General features: G+C 74.5%; 14 protein-coding genes and 1 riboswitch. Of the genes, 5 read left to right on the forward strand and 9 right to left on the reverse strand.

The features are described 5' to 3' along the window. Nucleotides 1-1,139, forward strand: a 1,139-nt coding sequence (locus tag AB0G13_RS24400) for a LuxR C-terminal-related transcriptional regulator (protein WP_357878337.1), incomplete at its 5' end; no start/stop codon positions are given. Nucleotides 1,140-1,267: 128 nt separating this feature from the next. Here AB0G13_RS24400 and AB0G13_RS24405 read toward each other — a convergent pair. Both AB0G13_RS24405 and AB0G13_RS24410 read right to left on the reverse strand, forming a co-directional pair. After that, the gene (locus AB0G13_RS24405) at nt 1,268-1,813 is read right to left on the reverse strand and encodes a DsbA family protein (protein ID WP_357878340.1); all 546 of its coding nucleotides are present in this window, start codon (nt 1,811-1,813) and stop codon (nt 1,268-1,270) included. A gap of 136 nt (nt 1,814-1,949) precedes the next feature. Continuing rightward, nucleotides 1,950-2,636, reverse strand: coding sequence for a BON domain-containing protein (locus AB0G13_RS24410; RefSeq protein WP_357878343.1), 687 nt, complete (start codon nt 2,634-2,636; stop codon nt 1,950-1,952). A gap of 278 nt (nt 2,637-2,914) precedes the next feature. On the opposite strand from AB0G13_RS24410, the gene AB0G13_RS24415 reads away from it, so the two are divergent. Together AB0G13_RS24415 and AB0G13_RS24420 are read left to right on the forward strand one after the other, a co-directional pair. Continuing rightward, complete coding sequence (locus AB0G13_RS24415; RefSeq protein ID WP_357878346.1) at nt 2,915-5,632, forward strand: cellulose binding domain-containing protein; 2,718 nt, start codon at nt 2,915-2,917, stop codon at nt 5,630-5,632. 289 nt (nt 5,633-5,921) lie between these two features. Then, a complete protein-coding gene (locus AB0G13_RS24420) occupies nt 5,922-6,560 on the forward strand; it encodes a maleylpyruvate isomerase N-terminal domain-containing protein (RefSeq protein ID WP_357878349.1) in 639 nt (212 codons plus the stop codon). Between the two features lie 116 nt (nt 6,561-6,676). Here AB0G13_RS24420 and AB0G13_RS24425 read toward each other — a convergent pair whose 3' ends face one another. Together AB0G13_RS24425 and AB0G13_RS24430 are read right to left on the reverse strand one after the other, a co-directional pair. After that, a complete protein-coding gene (locus AB0G13_RS24425) occupies nt 6,677-7,084 on the reverse strand; it encodes a hypothetical protein (RefSeq protein WP_357878352.1) in 408 nt (135 codons plus the stop codon). A gap of 162 nt (nt 7,085-7,246) precedes the next feature. Beyond that, nucleotides 7,247-7,393: a hypothetical protein gene (locus AB0G13_RS24430; protein ID WP_357878355.1), complete on the reverse strand. Its 147-nt coding sequence runs from the start codon at nt 7,391-7,393 to the stop codon at nt 7,247-7,249. 330 nt (nt 7,394-7,723) lie between these two features. Between AB0G13_RS24430 and AB0G13_RS24435 the strand changes: the two genes are divergently transcribed. Continuing rightward, nucleotides 7,724-8,086, forward strand: coding sequence for an STAS domain-containing protein (locus AB0G13_RS24435; RefSeq protein WP_088998998.1), 363 nt, complete (start codon nt 7,724-7,726; stop codon nt 8,084-8,086). Between the two features lie 47 nt (nt 8,087-8,133). On the opposite strand, the gene AB0G13_RS24440 is transcribed toward AB0G13_RS24435, so the two are convergent. Both AB0G13_RS24440 and AB0G13_RS24445 read right to left on the reverse strand, forming a co-directional pair. Continuing rightward, nucleotides 8,134-8,958 carry a 5'/3'-nucleotidase SurE gene (locus tag AB0G13_RS24440; RefSeq protein WP_357878358.1) on the reverse strand — a complete coding sequence of 275 codons (825 nt, stop codon included), beginning with the start codon at nt 8,956-8,958 and terminating at the stop codon, nt 8,134-8,136. Beyond that, entirely contained in the window at nt 8,955-9,932 is a 978-nt protein-coding gene (locus AB0G13_RS24445; protein ID WP_357878361.1) for a PfkB family carbohydrate kinase, read from the reverse strand. The genes AB0G13_RS24440 and AB0G13_RS24445 overlap by 4 nt, the downstream gene beginning before the upstream one ends. A gap of 178 nt (nt 9,933-10,110) precedes the next feature. On the opposite strand from AB0G13_RS24445, the gene AB0G13_RS24450 reads away from it, so the two are divergent. Then, nucleotides 10,111-10,578, forward strand: a complete 468-nt coding sequence (locus AB0G13_RS24450) for an SRPBCC family protein (protein ID WP_357878364.1) — start codon at nt 10,111-10,113, stop codon at nt 10,576-10,578. 87 nt (nt 10,579-10,665) lie between these two features. Here AB0G13_RS24450 and AB0G13_RS24455 read toward each other — a convergent pair whose 3' ends face one another. From AB0G13_RS24455 to AB0G13_RS24465, 3 genes are all read right to left on the reverse strand, one after another. After that, nucleotides 10,666-11,745: a hypothetical protein gene (locus AB0G13_RS24455; protein ID WP_357878412.1), complete on the reverse strand. Its 1,080-nt coding sequence runs from the start codon at nt 11,743-11,745 to the stop codon at nt 10,666-10,668. Between the two features lie 13 nt (nt 11,746-11,758). Continuing rightward, nucleotides 11,759-11,890: riboswitch (cyclic di-AMP (ydaO/yuaA leader) on the reverse strand. A 153-nt stretch (nt 11,891-12,043) separates the two neighbouring features. Continuing rightward, entirely contained in the window at nt 12,044-12,961 is a 918-nt protein-coding gene (locus tag AB0G13_RS24460) for a cation diffusion facilitator family transporter (RefSeq protein ID WP_357878367.1), read from the reverse strand. A 76-nt stretch (nt 12,962-13,037) separates the two neighbouring features. Beyond that, nucleotides 13,038-15,155 carry an AAA family ATPase gene (locus AB0G13_RS24465; protein WP_357878370.1) on the reverse strand — a complete coding sequence of 706 codons (2,118 nt, stop codon included), beginning with the start codon at nt 15,153-15,155 and terminating at the stop codon, nt 13,038-13,040. Nucleotides 15,156-15,173 lie beyond the last annotated feature (18 nt).

Below are 15,173 nucleotides of genomic sequence, written 5' to 3' on the forward strand. Positions count from 1 at the left end.
TGGGCCTGGCCGACCTGGCGGACGGGGACCTGCCCGCCGCCGGCCTCGCCTTCGCCCGGTCGCTGTCGGCGGCCCGGGAGGCCGCCCGGCCGCGGACGGAGCTGGTCTGCGCCAGCCGGGCCGCCCTGCTGCACGCCGTCCGGGGCGAGCTGCGGGCCGCCGAGGCCCTCGCCCGCGACGCCCTCGCCATGCCGCCCTGCCACGGCTGGTCCTGCCGGGAGGACTGCGCCCACGCGTACCTGGCGTTGGCCCTGGTCGCGCTGCACCGGGACCAGCCCGAGGAGGCGGAGGCGAACCTGGCGCTCGCCGCACCGGCCACCGGCGAGCCCGTGGTGGGGGCGGTGGCGGCGCTGTGCCGGGCGTACCTGCTGCGGGACGCCGGTGACCTGCCCGAGGGGCACCGGGTGCTGGCCGGGGCGCGGGAGCGGCTGGCCGACCGGCCCCGGGCCGGCGAGCTGACGCACTGGCTGCTGGCCGCCGAGGCGGACGTGCGCGGGGCACGGGGCGACCTGGGGGCCGCCCGGGACCTGCTCGCCGACCGGGTACGCGACGGGGCCGCCCCGCCGCTGGCCGTCGCGCTCGCCCGGGTCGAGTTGCGCGCCGGTGACCCGCGCGCCGCCGGGTACGCGCTGCCGGACTGGGAGTCGCCGGAGGCGGCCGGCTGGCCGCTGCCCGTACGCCTGGACGCCGCCGTGCTGGACGCGGTGCTGACCCGGCGCGCGGGCGACGACCGGCGGGCCGGACGGGTGCTGGAGCGGGCCCTGGACCTGGCCGGGCCGGAGGGCTTCCGGCGGGCGTTCACCCGCGCCGAGCCCGGGGTCCGCGACCTGCTCGCCGCGCACCTGGACGCCGGCACGGCGCACTGGCCGACGGTCAGCGACCTGGTCCGGGGCGCCGACGCGCCGGCCGAGCGGGCCCCGGCGGAGCGGGGCGGGGCGGCGCTGGACGAGCCGCTGACCGAGCGGGAGCTGACCATCCTGCGCTACCTGCAGAGCATCCTGTCCAACGTGGAGATCGCGGCCGAGCTGTCCCTGTCGGTCAACACGGTCAAGACCCACGTGCGCAACATCTACCGCAAGCTCGACGCCACCCGCCGCCGCGAGGCCGTCCGCCGAGCCCGCGACCTCCACCTGATCTGACCCACCCACCCCGCCCCTCCGCTCGGTCGATCATGAGGTTTGCGTCACGGGAAGGCGCTTTCCAGTACGCAAACCTCATGATCACCGGGCCGCAGGTGCCCGGGTGCCCCGGGAGGGGGCGGGTTTCGTCAGGGGGTGGCGGCGTCGACGGCCGCCAGGAGGTCCGCGACGTCGTAGTCCCCGTCGTGGCGGGCGCCGTTGACGAACAGGGTCGGGGTGGCCTGGACGCCGCTGCGGATGCCGCCCACGAAGTCCCGCCGCACCCGATCGCCGTGCGCCTGCCGCTCGACCTCCGCGGCGACCTCGTCGGCCGGCAGGCCGAGCTGATCCATGCCGAGCGACAGGTGTACGGGGTCGAGCTGGTCCTGGTGCTCGTAGAGCCAGTCGTGCATCGCCCAGAACTGTCCGCGCCGGCCGGCCGCCTCGGTCGACTCGGCGGCCTGCTCCGCGTACGGGTGCATGTTGGTGATCGGGAAGTGCCGGTACACCAGCCGCACCGTGTCGGCCCGCTGCCGCAGCAGCTCCCGCAGGTTCGCGTACGCGGCCCCGCAGAACCGGCACTGGAAGTCGGCGTACTCGACGATCGTCACCGGCGCGTCCACCGGCCCGCGGACGTGGTCGTGCCCGGTCACCGGGGTCCGCAGGCGGGCGGTGACCTGCAGTGGGGTGGTCATCGGGCGGTCACCTCAGTCATGCCTCCCAGCCTTCTCCGCGACGGGGTGAGGGTGGCTCACCCCGCCCGGGTGGTTCCGTGCCCGGCTCGGCAGGCGGTTCCGCGCCCGGCTCAGCCCAGCACCGGGGCGACCGCGCTCAGCCCAGCACCGGGGCGACCGCGATGTGGTTCTGCACCTCGCGGATGCCCGGCGCGCACCAGACGGTCCGCTCCACCTCGGCCCGCTCCGGCATCGAGTGGACCAGCCCGCCGAGCACCACCGTGTCGCCGTGCACCCGGATGGTGATCCGCTCCGCCGCGGTGGCCCGGTTGCGCGCCAGCGCGTCGACGATCCGGTCGGCCAGGGCGTGCCCGTCCGGCCGGACGTCGGGGCGGACGGTGATGCCGTTGCTGACCCCGCGTACGCCGGTGAGCCGGGCCACGGCGCGTTCGGCGGCGCGGCGCTGGTACTCCCAGTCCACCTCGCCGTGCAGCGTGACCCAGCCGTGCGAGACGGTCACGTCGAGCTGCTCCAGGGGGACGAACGCGTCCCACTCCAGCGCGTGCCCGGCCGCGCCGGCGATGTCCGGGTCGGCGCGCTCGGCGCCGGTGCCGAGCCGTACCGCCAGGTCGTTGGCGACCGCCCGGACGCGGGCCACCCGGTGCGTCGCCCGCTCGGCGGCCCACTTCTTGGCGTAGCTGTCCACCCGGCCGGTCAGGGTGACCACGCCCTCGGCGACGGTCACGCCGATCTCGTGTGGCCGCACCCGGGGTTCCCAGGCCAGCTCGTCGAGGACGGCCGACTGGATCTCCTGGTCGCTACGGCTGATCGTCTCGATGGCCATCTGTCACTCCTCACGGGATGGCTGCCGGTGCGTACGGATCGCCGGGACCGATCCTGGCGCGGGCCGGGGTGAGGGTCCCTCACCCGTTCCGGGTGGCTCTTGGGAGCGCTTCCATGATCCCGGTCGAATCGGCTAGGGTGAGCCCGTTCCTCGGGTGCGGGAGCCGTCGCGCCGATGACCGGAGCCAGGGCAGCTCCGGCGCGATTCCGCACGTCCCCGTTGCCGGGCGTGGCCGTCACCACGTCCGCTCCCGGCGTCTCACCCGGAAGGAACCGCAGATGCGGAGAAGTTACGTCGGCGCGGTCGTGTCCGCGCTGGTCGTCGCCGCCGCCGTCGTGGCGGCACCGTTCACCGCGGCCGGCGCGCCCACCGCCGCAGCCGCCGCCGCCGAGCCGTACACCTGGAAGAACGTCCGGATCGACGGCGGCGGCTTCGTCCCCGGCATTGTCTTCAACCCCACCGAGAAGAACCTGGTCTACGCCCGCACGGACATCGGCGGCATGTACCGGTGGGAGCAGGCCACGCAGTCCTGGACGCCGCTGCTGGACTGGGTCGGCGCGGACAAGTGGGGCTGGAACGGCGTGGTCAGCGTCGCCACGGACCCGGTGCAGACCAACCGGGTGTACGCGGCCGTCGGGATGTACACCAACGACTGGGACCCGAACAACGGCGCCATCCTCCGCTCGACCGACAAGGGCGCCACCTGGCAGGTCACCGAGCTGCCGTTCAAGAACGGCGGGAACATGCCCGGCCGGGGCATGGGCGAGCGGCTCGCCGTCGACCCCAACAAGAACAGCATCCTGTACTACGGCGCCGAGGGCGGCAACGGCCTGTGGCGCAGCACCGACTTCGGGGCGACCTGGGCCAAGGTGGCCAACTTCCCCAACGTCGGCAACTACCGGGCCGACCCCAGCGACCCCGACGGCTACAACGGCCAGAACCAGGGCCTGACCTGGGTCAGCTTCGACAGGAGCACGGGTACGGCCGGCAACGCCACGCAGACCGTCTACGTCGGCGTGGCCGACAAGGAGAACCCGGTCTACCGCAGCACGAACGGCGGGGCCAGCTGGGAGCGGATCGCCGGGCAGCCGACCGGCTACCTGGCGCACAAGGGCGTCGTCGACCCGGTGGGCGGATTCCTCTACATCGCCACCAGCGACACCGGCGGCCCGTACGACGGCGGCAAGGGCGACGTCTGGAAGTTCCACCGCGCCACCGGCGCGTGGACGCGGATCAGCCCGATCCCCTCCACCAGCACCGACGCGTACTTCGGCTACAGCGGCCTCACCATCGACCGGCAGCAGCCGAACACCCTGATGGTGGCCACCCAGATCTCGTGGTGGCCGGACGCGATCTTCTGGCGCAGCACCGACGGCGGCGCCACCTGGACCCGGATCTGGGAGTTCAGCAGCTACCCGAACAAGACCAGGCGCTACACCATGGACGTCAGCTCGGTGCCGTGGCTGACCTTCGGCAGCAACCCCGCCCCGCCCGAGGAGACCCCGAAGCTCGGCTGGATGAACGAGTCGGTCGAGATCGACCCGCACGACAGCAACCGCTTCATGTACGGCACCGGCGCCACCATCTACGGCAGCACCGACCTCACCAAATGGGACACCGGCGGCCAGTTCACCATCAGGCCGATGGTGAAGGGCCTGGAGGAGACCGCGGTGCTCGACCTGGTCAGCCCGCCCTCCGGGGCGCCGCTGGTCAGCGCGCTCGGCGACATCGGCGGCTTCCGGCACACCGACCTGGACGCCGTGCCGCCGATGATGTTCACCCAACCGAACTTCACCAGCACGACCAGCCTGGACTACGCCGAGACGAAGCCGAGCGTGATGGTGCGGGCTGGCAACTTCGCCGACGCGGACCGCCCCAACGACAGCCACGTCGCGTTCTCCACCGACGGCGGGGCGAACTGGTTCCAGGGCACCGAGCCGTCCGGCGTCAACAGCGGCGGCACGGTCGCCGCGTCGGCCGACGGCAGCCGGTTCGTCTGGGCGCCGGGCAACGCCGGCCAGCAGGTGGTGCACTCCGTCGGGTTCGGCACCTCGTGGGCCACGTCGACGGGCATCCCCGCCAACGCGACGATCGAGTCCGACCGCGTCGACCCGAACAAGTTCTACGGCTTCAGCGGCGGCAGGCTCTACGTCAGCACCAACGGCGGGGCGAGCTTCACGGCCTCGGCCGCCGCCGGCCTGCCCGCCACGGGCAACGTCAAGTTCAAGGCGCTGCCCGGCAAGGAGGGCGAGCTGTGGCTGGCCGGCGAGGGCGGGCTGTGGCGCTCGACCGACTCCGGGGCCACCTTCACCAGGCTGGGCACGGTGAGCACGGCCGGCAACGTCGGCTTCGGCAAGGCCGCGCCCGGTCGGACGTATCTGGCGCTGTACCTGTTCGGCACCGTCGACGGTCGGCCCGGCGTGCACCGCTCGGACGACACCGGCGCGACCTGGGTGCGGATCAACGACGACCAGCACCAGTACGGCAACGCGGGCGAGGCCCTGACCGGCGACCCCCGGGTCTACGGCCGGGTCTACCTCGGCACCAACGGCCGCGGCATCCTGGTGGCGGACCGGCTCGGCGGCACGCCCGACCCGACACCGACCACCTCCACCCCGCCGCCGACCACCCCGCCGCCCACGACGACCCCGCCGCCGACCACCCCGCCCCCCACGACCCCGCCGCCGACCAGCGGCTGCACCGCGACGTACCGGGTGACCGGCTCCTGGCAGGGCGGCTTCCAGGGCGAGCTGGTGGTCCGCAACGCCGGCAGCGCGGCGATCGCCGGCTGGACGGTGGGCTGGACCTTCCCCGACGGCCAGAAGATCACCCAGCTCTGGGGCGGCACGCACACCCAGACCGCGGCGACGGTCTCCGTCCGTGACGCCGGCTGGAACGGCGCCCTCGGGGCGGGCGCCACCGCCACCGCCGGCTTCCTCGGCAGTACGACCGGGGCGAACACCGCGCCGGCCACCGTCACCTGCACCGCCCGCTGACCGCCTCGCCCCGCCGACCGCGCACCCCGTTCCGACCAGGGGCGGGCGGTGCGCGGTCGCGCGGGGCGGCCGGTCGGCCCCGTACCGCGAGCCGGCTCGCCGGACCCGCACGACGCAAGCCGGATCGCCCCCGGCCTGCACCGTGAGGTTGTAGGAGGCGGTGGAGCCGGTACCGGGTCGGTGAGCGCCGGGGAGAGGGCCGGCCGCACCCCGCACGCATCGACGGGCCGGCATCCCGGCGAAGCGCGCCATAGGCTCGGGGGATCGCCCGTCGAAGGAGGGATCCTCCGTGAATCCGATCAGGACGGCCTATCTCACCGCCGCGCGTTCGGCGGTGGACCTGCTCGCCGACCCCGCCGTCGCGACCCGCTGGGACGAACCGAGCGCCCTGCCCGCGTTCGGCGTGGGGGGCCTGGCCGGCCACCTCGCCAGCCAGGTGCTCGGCGTCCCCGCCGTGCTGGCCGCGCCCGTCCCCGCAGGTGACCCCGTGGGGCTGCTCGACCACTACGCGCGCGGCACCTGGCTCGGCGCCCCGGTCGACGCCACGGTCAACGTCGCCATCCGCCGCGCCGGTGACGGCCTCGCCGCCGACGGGCCGGCCGCTCTGGTCGACCGGTGCGCCACCACGCTGCGCGAGCTGACCGGCGTGCTGCTCTCGGAGCCACCCGGGCGGGTGGTGCACGTGGCACGTGGCCCGTGGTCGCTCGCCCTGGACGACTACCTGGTCACCCGGCTGATGGAACTCGTCGTGCACGCCGACGACCTCGCGGTCAGCGTCGGCGTGGCCACCCCGGAGCTGCCGGCCGAGGCGGTCGATCCGGTGCTGACGCTGCTGGTCCGCCTCGCCGTACGGCGGCACGGGCAGCCGGCGGTGCTGCGCGCGCTGAGCCGGGCGGAGCGGGCACCGACTAGCGTCGCCGCCCTCTGAGGCGGGGCCGCGAGGTGGGGTGACGCCTGCTGCCGGACGTCATCCCGGACAGGCGCGGGCCCCGGCCGACTCGCCGTCGGCCGGGGCCCGTTCGCCGCGAGCGTGTGCCAGGCCGGTCAGCCGTCGAGGCCGACCGGGGAGTTGGGGCGGTCGACGTCGACGAACTCGATGTCGTCCATCGCCCGGTCGCCCCGGCTGCCGGCGGCCCGCGCGGCGGTGCCGGCGGCCCAGCCGATCGCCGCGCCGACCAGCGCGGCGCCGATCAGCAGCGTCCAGGGCAGCGCGGGCCGGCGGCCGGCCAGCGCGTCGAAGGCGAGGGTGGCCCGGCGGCGGGCCTCGTCCGCTGCGGAGCCCACCAGGTCGCCGGCCTCGTCGGCGAGACCGGAACCGCCTCGGCGGGCCGAACGGGCGGTGTCCCGGACGCTGTCACCGGCGGAGCTGACCGCCGAGACCAGGTGCTGCCACGCCTGGTCCGTGACGCGCTCGGGCTTGCTGCGGCGGTCCAGCAGGTTGCTTCCGAACATGGTGGGTTACCTCCTCGGGTGCCGAAGCCGGCGGCCACTTCGGACTTCGGCGTCGCACCGGCGTGTGACGGTTCGCTCGTTTCCGCCTGTGCCCCGTGGGGCGGTTCGGCAAACCCGGTGCGGCGACCCGGGTGACCGTCGTCGGGCGGTGCGTCGGCGGCGTCAGCGGACGGCGACCGCCGCGGTCACGCCCCGCGCGAAGTCGTCGTCATCGTCGTCGTCATCGCCCCCGCCGCCGCCGAACCCGCAGGCCAGTACGAGGGCCAACAGCGCGCTGACGCCGGCCAGCGCGGCAAGTCTCCTGAGCATCGATCGTCCTCCCGGTCGCAGTCGTGTCTCCGAGCTGATGCTAGGCAGTACGGGCAAGGCCGGGGGCCGAAGCGGAACAGGCCACGCCCGAGGGGTCCGCTGCTGGGCGGTGCCGACTGCGGCCGGCTACCCTGGGGCGCGAACGCGTCAGTGACAGCTGATCGTTGGTTGGACAAAACGTCAATAGTTCGGATAAGGGAGACTTGCCGTGCCCTCGTCCGCGAATTGCTCATCCCGAGGGGTGGCGACCGAGGCCGTCGGAGGAATACTCTCGGTCGCGGCCCGCGTACTGATGAGGCGCCCGTCGGACGGGCGAGTGGAGGTGCTCGCGTGAGCCTGTCGATCGTGAAGTCGGTCCTGCCCGGTGGTGTCATCGAGATCGCCCCGCGGGGTGAGATCGACGTCGACACCGCATACGAGGTGCGTGAGGCGATCGCCGAGGTCCTGACCAAGGGGCGCCCCGGCCGGATCGAGCTGAACATGCGGCTCGTCACCTTCATCGACTCGGTCGGCATCAGCGCGATGGTCGCCGGCTTCCAGACCGCCGAGGTGAGCGGCGTCAAGCTCGTCGTCACCGAGCCGAGCCGGTTCGTGCACCGGCAGCTCTGGGTGACCGGCCTGCTCGGCCTCTTCGGCGCCCCCGAGCCCTACTACGCCGGCGCGCCCACGCCCGAGGTCCTCCCCGGCGCCTGACCCGCCGACGGCACCCCACCGGCCCGCGACGCGGGAGGGTGGGCCCCTCAGGCGTCGCCGAGGCCCGACAGGTCGACGTCCGCCACCTCGGTGACCGCGCGGATCGCCGTCACCGAGGCGTACCCCTCGGCCAGCAGGGCCAGGTCGGTGCCGGGCTGCACGGCCTGCCCCGGCTCCTCCAGCGACGTGCGGACGAAGCCGTGCCCGGCCTCCGCCACCGTCATCTGCACCTGGCCGAAGCTGGCCAGTGTGCCCCGGCGCACCCCGCGCAGCCGGTTGTGCGGCAGGTCGGGCGCATTGACGTTGAGCACGCTCTCCACCGGCCCGGCGGTGAGCCGGGGCAGCAGGTCCAGGGCGACCCGGGCGGCCGTCGACCAGTGCCGCTCGGCGTCGCGTACCCGGGCGGCGGCGGCCACCGCGGCGCCCCCGCTGGCGGCCGTGGCCTCCCCGGCCGAGAGCACGTCGAGCGAGACGGCCATCGCCCGGCAGCCGTTCGCGGCGGCGGTGAACGCGGCCCCCACCGTGCCCGAGTGCAGCACCGCCCGTCCCGCGTTCGCGCCCCGGTTGATGCCGGAGAGCACCACCGTCGGCGGGGGCCCGAAGGCGCCGTGCACCGCGATCAGCGCGATGAAGCCGGGGGAGCCGCCGACCGCGAACGCCGGCACCCCCGGAAGCTCCGACAGCGGATGCTCGTGGACCACCACGTGGCCGTCGCGCTCCACGGCGGTCATCGCGGCGCTGGTGCCGCTCGCCTCCTCCAGCGGCGCGGCGACCACCACGTCCAGGCCCCGGTCCGCCGCCGCCCGCGCCAGCGCCTGGATGCCGGGCGCGGCGATCCCGTCGTCGTTGGTGACCAGCACCCGCAGCGTCATCGCTCGGCCGCCCGGTCGGCCAACTCGTCGGGGCTGGTCCGCTCCTGCGGCCGGCTGCCGGCCGGTACGAGGCGCACCCGGTCGACCAGCCCGGTGATCGAGTCGAGCCGGCCGGTGCCCAGGCCGTGCCGGGTCACGTTCAGCGCGCCGGCCGCCGCGCCGGTACGGATCGCGGTGCGCACGTCACCGCCGCGCGCCACCACGGCGGCCACCCCGGCCGTCATCGAGTCGCCCGCCCCGCGCGGGTCGGCCGCCTCCAGCCGAGGCATCTCCACCTCGAAGACCTCGCCGTCGACCAGGGCGAGGGCGGGCTTGTCGGCCCGGCTCACCACCACGTTCTCGGCGCCCCCGGCGTGCAGGTCGTACAGGGCCCGGGTGAGCTGCTCCTCGTCCTCGCCGTCGGCGCGGCCGTCGGCGATCAGCTCCTCGTGGCTGACCTTGAGGAAGAAGACGCCGCTCTCCAGCACGGCGTCGAGGTGCTCGCCGCAGAGGTCGACCACCACCCGGCTGCCGTTGGCCCCGAGGTCGGCGGCGAACCGCCGGTAGAGGTCTGCCGGGACCAGCGACGGCTCGTTCGGCCCGCTCAGCACGCTGACCGTGGCGCGCAGCCCTTCGCCGAGCGCCAGGTTGTAGAGCTCGTCCAGCTCGTGCCGGCTGAGCGGCTGGCCGGGCACGTCGACGATCTCCTCCCGGGAGCCCTCCCGCCGATCGTGCACGTACCCGCCGCTGCCGGAGTCGCGGACCACCACCTTCAGGTTGACCCCCTCGCTGACCAGCAGCGGCTCCAGCACCTGGCCGATCTCGCCGCCGAGGGCGGTGCAGAGCACCACGTCGACCCCGAGCGACATCACCATCCGCGCCTGCCAGACGCCCTGCCCGCCGGGGTGCAGGTGCAGCTCCGGCGCGTCGCTGGGCTGGTCGACGGTCACCGTCAGCCGGGGCGTGGGCGCGAAGACCATCACGTGCCCGCTCATCCGTCGTACCCGTTCATGCGCCCACCCTCCACCGATCGGCACGTGGCGTGACCTTCCACCAGCTGACCGTAGTGGGATCGGTGCCCGGGCGTCCGGACTCCGGGCGGGATCGGCGCGGCGTTGCCAGCGCGCCCGGCATGCGCGACGATCGGGCGACCATCGACGGCGGGGAGACGGCGTGCTCAGGCGGAGTTCCTTCAGCTACACCGTCCAGGCGCGCTGCTCCCTCGCGGAGGCCGCGGCGCTGCTCGCCGATCCCGGCCGGCAGGAGGACCTGCACCCGCTCATCGTCCGGGTCCGTCGGGTGCCGACCCGCCCCGGCGCGCGCGCCAGCTACGACATCACCGATCGACTGGCGGCCGGGCCGGTGCGCCTGCCGATCACCTACCGGGCCGACGTCCTCGTCCACGATCCCGACGAGATCGTCACCGTGGCGCGGCAGTGGCCCGCCACCACGGTGCGCAACCACACCCGGCTGCGGGTGGAGCCCGACGGGGTGGTCCGCATCGACGTGGAAATCACCCTCGCCGCGCCCGCGCCGCTCTTCGGCTACGCGTTCCGCCAGGCCCGCGCAGCCCACCTCGGGCTGGCCGCCCGCCTCGCCGCGGCCCTCGACACGCGCCCGCCCGGGCCGCCGGCCGACTGACCGCCGGGACCGGTCGGGACGGCCGGAGGCGACGGGCGCCCGGGCCCCCGGTGACCCGCCGACGGGCGGGACACCGGGGCGCGGGCGTCAGTAGACCGACAGGTGCACGTGGTTGGTGTGGTCGCTGGACGGGTCGCCGTTGGCCCCGCTGTACGACTTCCACCCGCTGCTCGGCAGCCAGATCTGCCTGTACCAGATCACGTAGAGCACGGCGAGCCGGTCGGCGTTGCGCACGTAGTACGCCGCGAGGTTGTTGCCGTACGTCCGGTCGCCGCCGGTGGCGTCGCCGCCGAAGCCGCCCTTCTGGGCCGCGAAGTCGCAGGCCCGGCCCTTCGGGTGCTCGCCGGAGCCGCCGGGGCGGTAGCAGGAGACGTAGCGGGTGAAGCCCGCCGCCTTGGCCTGGTTGAGCGCGTGCAGGGTGCGTGGGGTGATGCAGCCGTTGGCGGGAGTCGGGTCGTTGACGCTGCACGACTCACGCGGCCACGAGCCGTCGGAGTTGCGCGGCGCCGCCTTCGCCGTCGCGGTCGAGGTGCCGCCCGGCGAGGCGCCCCCACCCGCGGACTGCTGTTGTTGCTGCTTCCGGTTGGCGACCGTCAGCGCCCGTTCGGCCTGCTCCTTGCGCTTGGCCATCACGCTGACCTGCTTGCGCTGCTCCCGGATCTCGCCTTCCAGGGCGAGCCTGGTGCGGGTGGCCTCGTCCCGGGTCTCCTGGAGCTCGCGCAGGGCCCGGTCCTCCTTGGCCGCCACCGCGTCGAGGGCGGCGGCGCGGTCCATGAAGCCGTCCGGTGAGCCGCTGTTGAGCAGGGCGGACGCCACGCTGAGCCGGCCGGTGCGGTAGGCGGCCCCCGCGATCTCGCCGACGTTGGCGGTGCGGGCGGTCAGCTCGACCTCGGTGGTCTTGAGCTGCGCGGTGAGCTGCTGCTGCCGCTTGGTCGACGTGTCCAGGGCGCGCTTGGCGTCGAGGTAGCCCTTGCTGGCGGCCTCAAGTTGGGCCCGCAGGGCCGGGGTGCCGCCCTCCTCGTCCTGGCCGGGAGCCGCGGCGAGCAGGCCGGCGCGGGTGGTGGCCGCCGCCGGGGCGGCGGTGACCGGGGCCACCGCGGCGCCGAGGGCGAGCATCGTGGCGATCAGGGCCGCCGTTCGGGCGGCACGTCGTCGTACAGGTGCCATCACTGGCATACACGTGTCCTTCCGTCAGCCGCCGACCGGGTTAGCTGACGGGTTCGGGACGGAAGATCCCTACCGCTGACGCGGATGCACCCCACGAACATGGTTCCCCGGTTCGCCCCGCCGGGCGATTAGGCGGCGGCCACCGCCGGCACCGGTGGGTGCCGCCTGGCGGAGGCCGAAGCCGAGCCTACCGGTGCCGGTGTGACTGGTGCAGCGCAGGTGACGGAGGGTGTGCGTCCACTAACAGTCAAATCCGGCATAAGGCCACAATACTCTCCCAGAATTAAGGTTGTCCTCATTACCACTCCACCGCCCCGCAGGCCCCGGGCGACGCTCCCGGCTCGATCTGCAACGTGGCGTGTTCGATCTGGAAGTCGTCGTGCAGCGCTGCCCGGGCGGCGCCCAGCACCGCGCCCACCTCCGCGCCGGGCGCCATCGTCAGGTGCGCCGAGGCCACCTCCATCCCGGAGGTCAGCGTCCAGACGTGCAGGTCGTGCACCTCGGCGACGCCCGGCACGGCGGCCAGCCGGTCGTGCACCGCGGTGACCTGGAGGTGTTCCGGTGCGGCCTGTACGAGGATGCGCAGCGCGGCCCGCCCGAGCCGCCAGGTACGGGGCAGGATGAACAGCCCGATCGCGACCGCCACCAACGGGTCGGCCCACCACCAGCTGGTGGTGGCGATCAGCAGCGCCGCCCCGATCACGCCGAGTGACCCCAGCAGGTCGCCGAGCACCTCCAGGTAGGCGCCGTGGACGTTGATGCTCTCCTTCGCGCCGGAGCGCAGCAGCGCGAAGGCGCCGACGTTGGCGAGCAGGCCGAACACGGCCACCACCAGCATCGGGCCGGCCAGCACCTCGGGCGGGTCGCCGAAGCGGCGCACCGCCTCGACCACGACGTAGACCGCGACGCCGGAGAGCAGCACGGCGTTGGCCAGCGCGGCCAGCACCTCCAGCCGGTAGAGGCCGAAGGTGCGCTGCGGATCGGCGCCCGCCCGCCGGGTGGCGGCGATCGCCGCGAGCGCCATGCCGATGCCGAGCACGTCGGTGAACATGTGCCCGGCGTCGCTCAGCAGGGCCAGGGAGCCCGTGCGGAAGGCGGCCACCGCCTCCACCACCATCAGGCCGGCGAGCAGCCCGAACGCCGCCCAGAGTCGGCCCCGGTGGCGGTGTGCGGCATTCGCCACCGACCCGTGATGGTGGTCATGACCTGCGCCCACGCGCCCACCCTCCGTCAGGCGTCCGGATTCGCGTCCAATCTATGTTCACATCGCTATGTATGCAAGTAACGCGGCCTCAGCCGATCGGGTCGACGGTGGTCAGGCGCTGGGTGGCCCGGGACAGCGCGACGTAGAGCGTCCGCACCCCCGAACCCGGGTCGGCCCGGATCTCACCAGGGGCGACGAGGACGACCCCGTCGTACTCCATGCCCTTGGCCTCCAGGCTGGTCACCACCTGCAGGCGCGGCGCGCCCAGCCCGCCCAGCCAGCCGGCCACCTCGTCGCGGCGGGGCACCGGCGTGATCACGCCGACCGTGCCCTCGACCTCGGCGAGCAGCGCGCGGGCCGCCGCCACGACGGCGCTCTCCAGCTCCGCCGGGGCCACCGCCAGCTCGACCGGGTCGACGCCGGTGGAGCGCACCGCCCTGGGCAGCGGGAGGTCCGGGTGCAGCCGGCGGATCTCGGCCGCCGCCACCGCGAAGATCTCCGCCGAGTTGCGGTAGTTCGTGGTGAGGGTGAAGTGGTGCCGCTTGCGCCGGCCCAACGCCTGGTCCCGGGCCCGGGTCAGCTCCTCGGGGTCCCCCGTCCACGCCGTCTGGGCGGGGTCGCCCACCACCGTCCACGAGGCCAGCCGGCCGCGCCGGCCGATCATCCGCCACTGCATCGGCGAGACGTCCTGCGACTCGTCGACCACCACGTGCGCGTACTCCCGGTAGTCCTCCGGGCGCTCCCGGGCCGCCTCGCGGGCGGCGCGCTGCCGGTCGGCGAAGGTGCTCAGCTCGCGGACCCCGCCGGCCAGCTGGAACGGGTCCCGCCTGGCCCGGGCCGGCCTCATCGGCTTGCCGAGCAACGCGTCCAGCTCGTCGAGCAGCGCGATGTCGGCGATCGTCAGCCCGGCGGCATCGAGGCTGCGGTACGCGTCGGTCAGCAGCCGGACCTCGGCGCGGGAGAGGATCCCGGCGGCGTACCGGTGCAGCCGGTCCGGGCGGGCCAGCCAGCCCAGCACGTGCCGGGGGTGCAGCCGGGGCCACCACGCCTTGAGGAACTCCCGGAACTCCGGCCGCTCGGCGATCTCGTCCTCGAACGCGCGCTGCTCGGGCAGCCGGCCGACGCCCAACCGGCGGGCCTGCGCCCAGAGCGCCGCGAAGATCCCGTCGAAGCCGGCCCGGCGCACCTCGTTGCGCCGGGCGCCCCGGGGCATCGCCCGGTCCCGGATGCCGTCCAGCTCGCGGCGCTCCAGCCGGAGCAGCTCGCCCCGGTAGAGCAGGCGCAGCTCGGTCGGGCCGTCCGGCACCGCGTCCCGGGCTGCCCGCTCCAGCACCCGCCGCATGCGCAGCGAGCCCTTGACCGCCGCCACGGCCGGCGGATCGGTGCGGGTGGCGGTCATGCCCGCGAAGAGCGTGCCCAGCGAGTGCAGGGTGGCGGTGTCCTCGCCGAGCGAGGGCAGCACCGAGGCGATGTACTCGACGAAGACCGAGGACGGGCCCACCACCAGGATGCCGCCGCCGGCGAACCGGCTGCGGTCGGAATAGAGCAGGTACGCGGCCCGGTGCAGGGCGACGGCCGTCTTCCCGGTGCCCGGACCGCCGGACACGATCGTCACGCCCGAGCCGGGGGAGCGGATCGCCTCGTCCTGCTCCCGCTGGATGGTGGCGACGATGTCCCGCATGCCCCGGCCGGTGGCCTTCGACAGCGTGGCCAGCAGCGCGCCGTCGCCGACCACCGCCATGTCGGCGGGCGCGGCGACGGGATCGAGCAGGTCGTCCTCGATCCGGGTCACCCGCTCGGCGGAGGACTGGATCGTGCGCCGCCGCACCACGCCCAGCGGCTGCGCCGGGGTGGCCTGGTAGAACGCGGCGGCGGCCGGGGCCCGCCAGTCCACCACCAGGGTGGAGGCGTCGTCGTCCCGGATGCCGAGCCGTCCGACGTGCAGCACCTGCCGGTCGAGCAGGTCCAGCCGGCCGAAGACCAGGCCCTCGTGCTCGGCGTCCAGCATGTGCCGCCGCCGCGCGGCGTGGAACACCATCGCGTCCCGTTCGACCAGCGCCCCGAAGTTGCCCACCCGGGCGAGCCGGTAGCCCTCCTTCTCGGCGCTGACCGCCGACCGGCGCAGCTCGGCCAGTCGGGCGTACACCCGGTCGAGATGCCGCTGCTCGACGGCGATCTCCTGTTCCAGGGTGGTCTGGTCGGTCACCGCTCGCTCCTCCTGACG

The organism is Micromonospora sp. NPDC023633, assembly GCF_040640035.1.
GTDB lineage: Bacteria > Actinomycetota > Actinomycetes > Mycobacteriales > Micromonosporaceae > Micromonospora.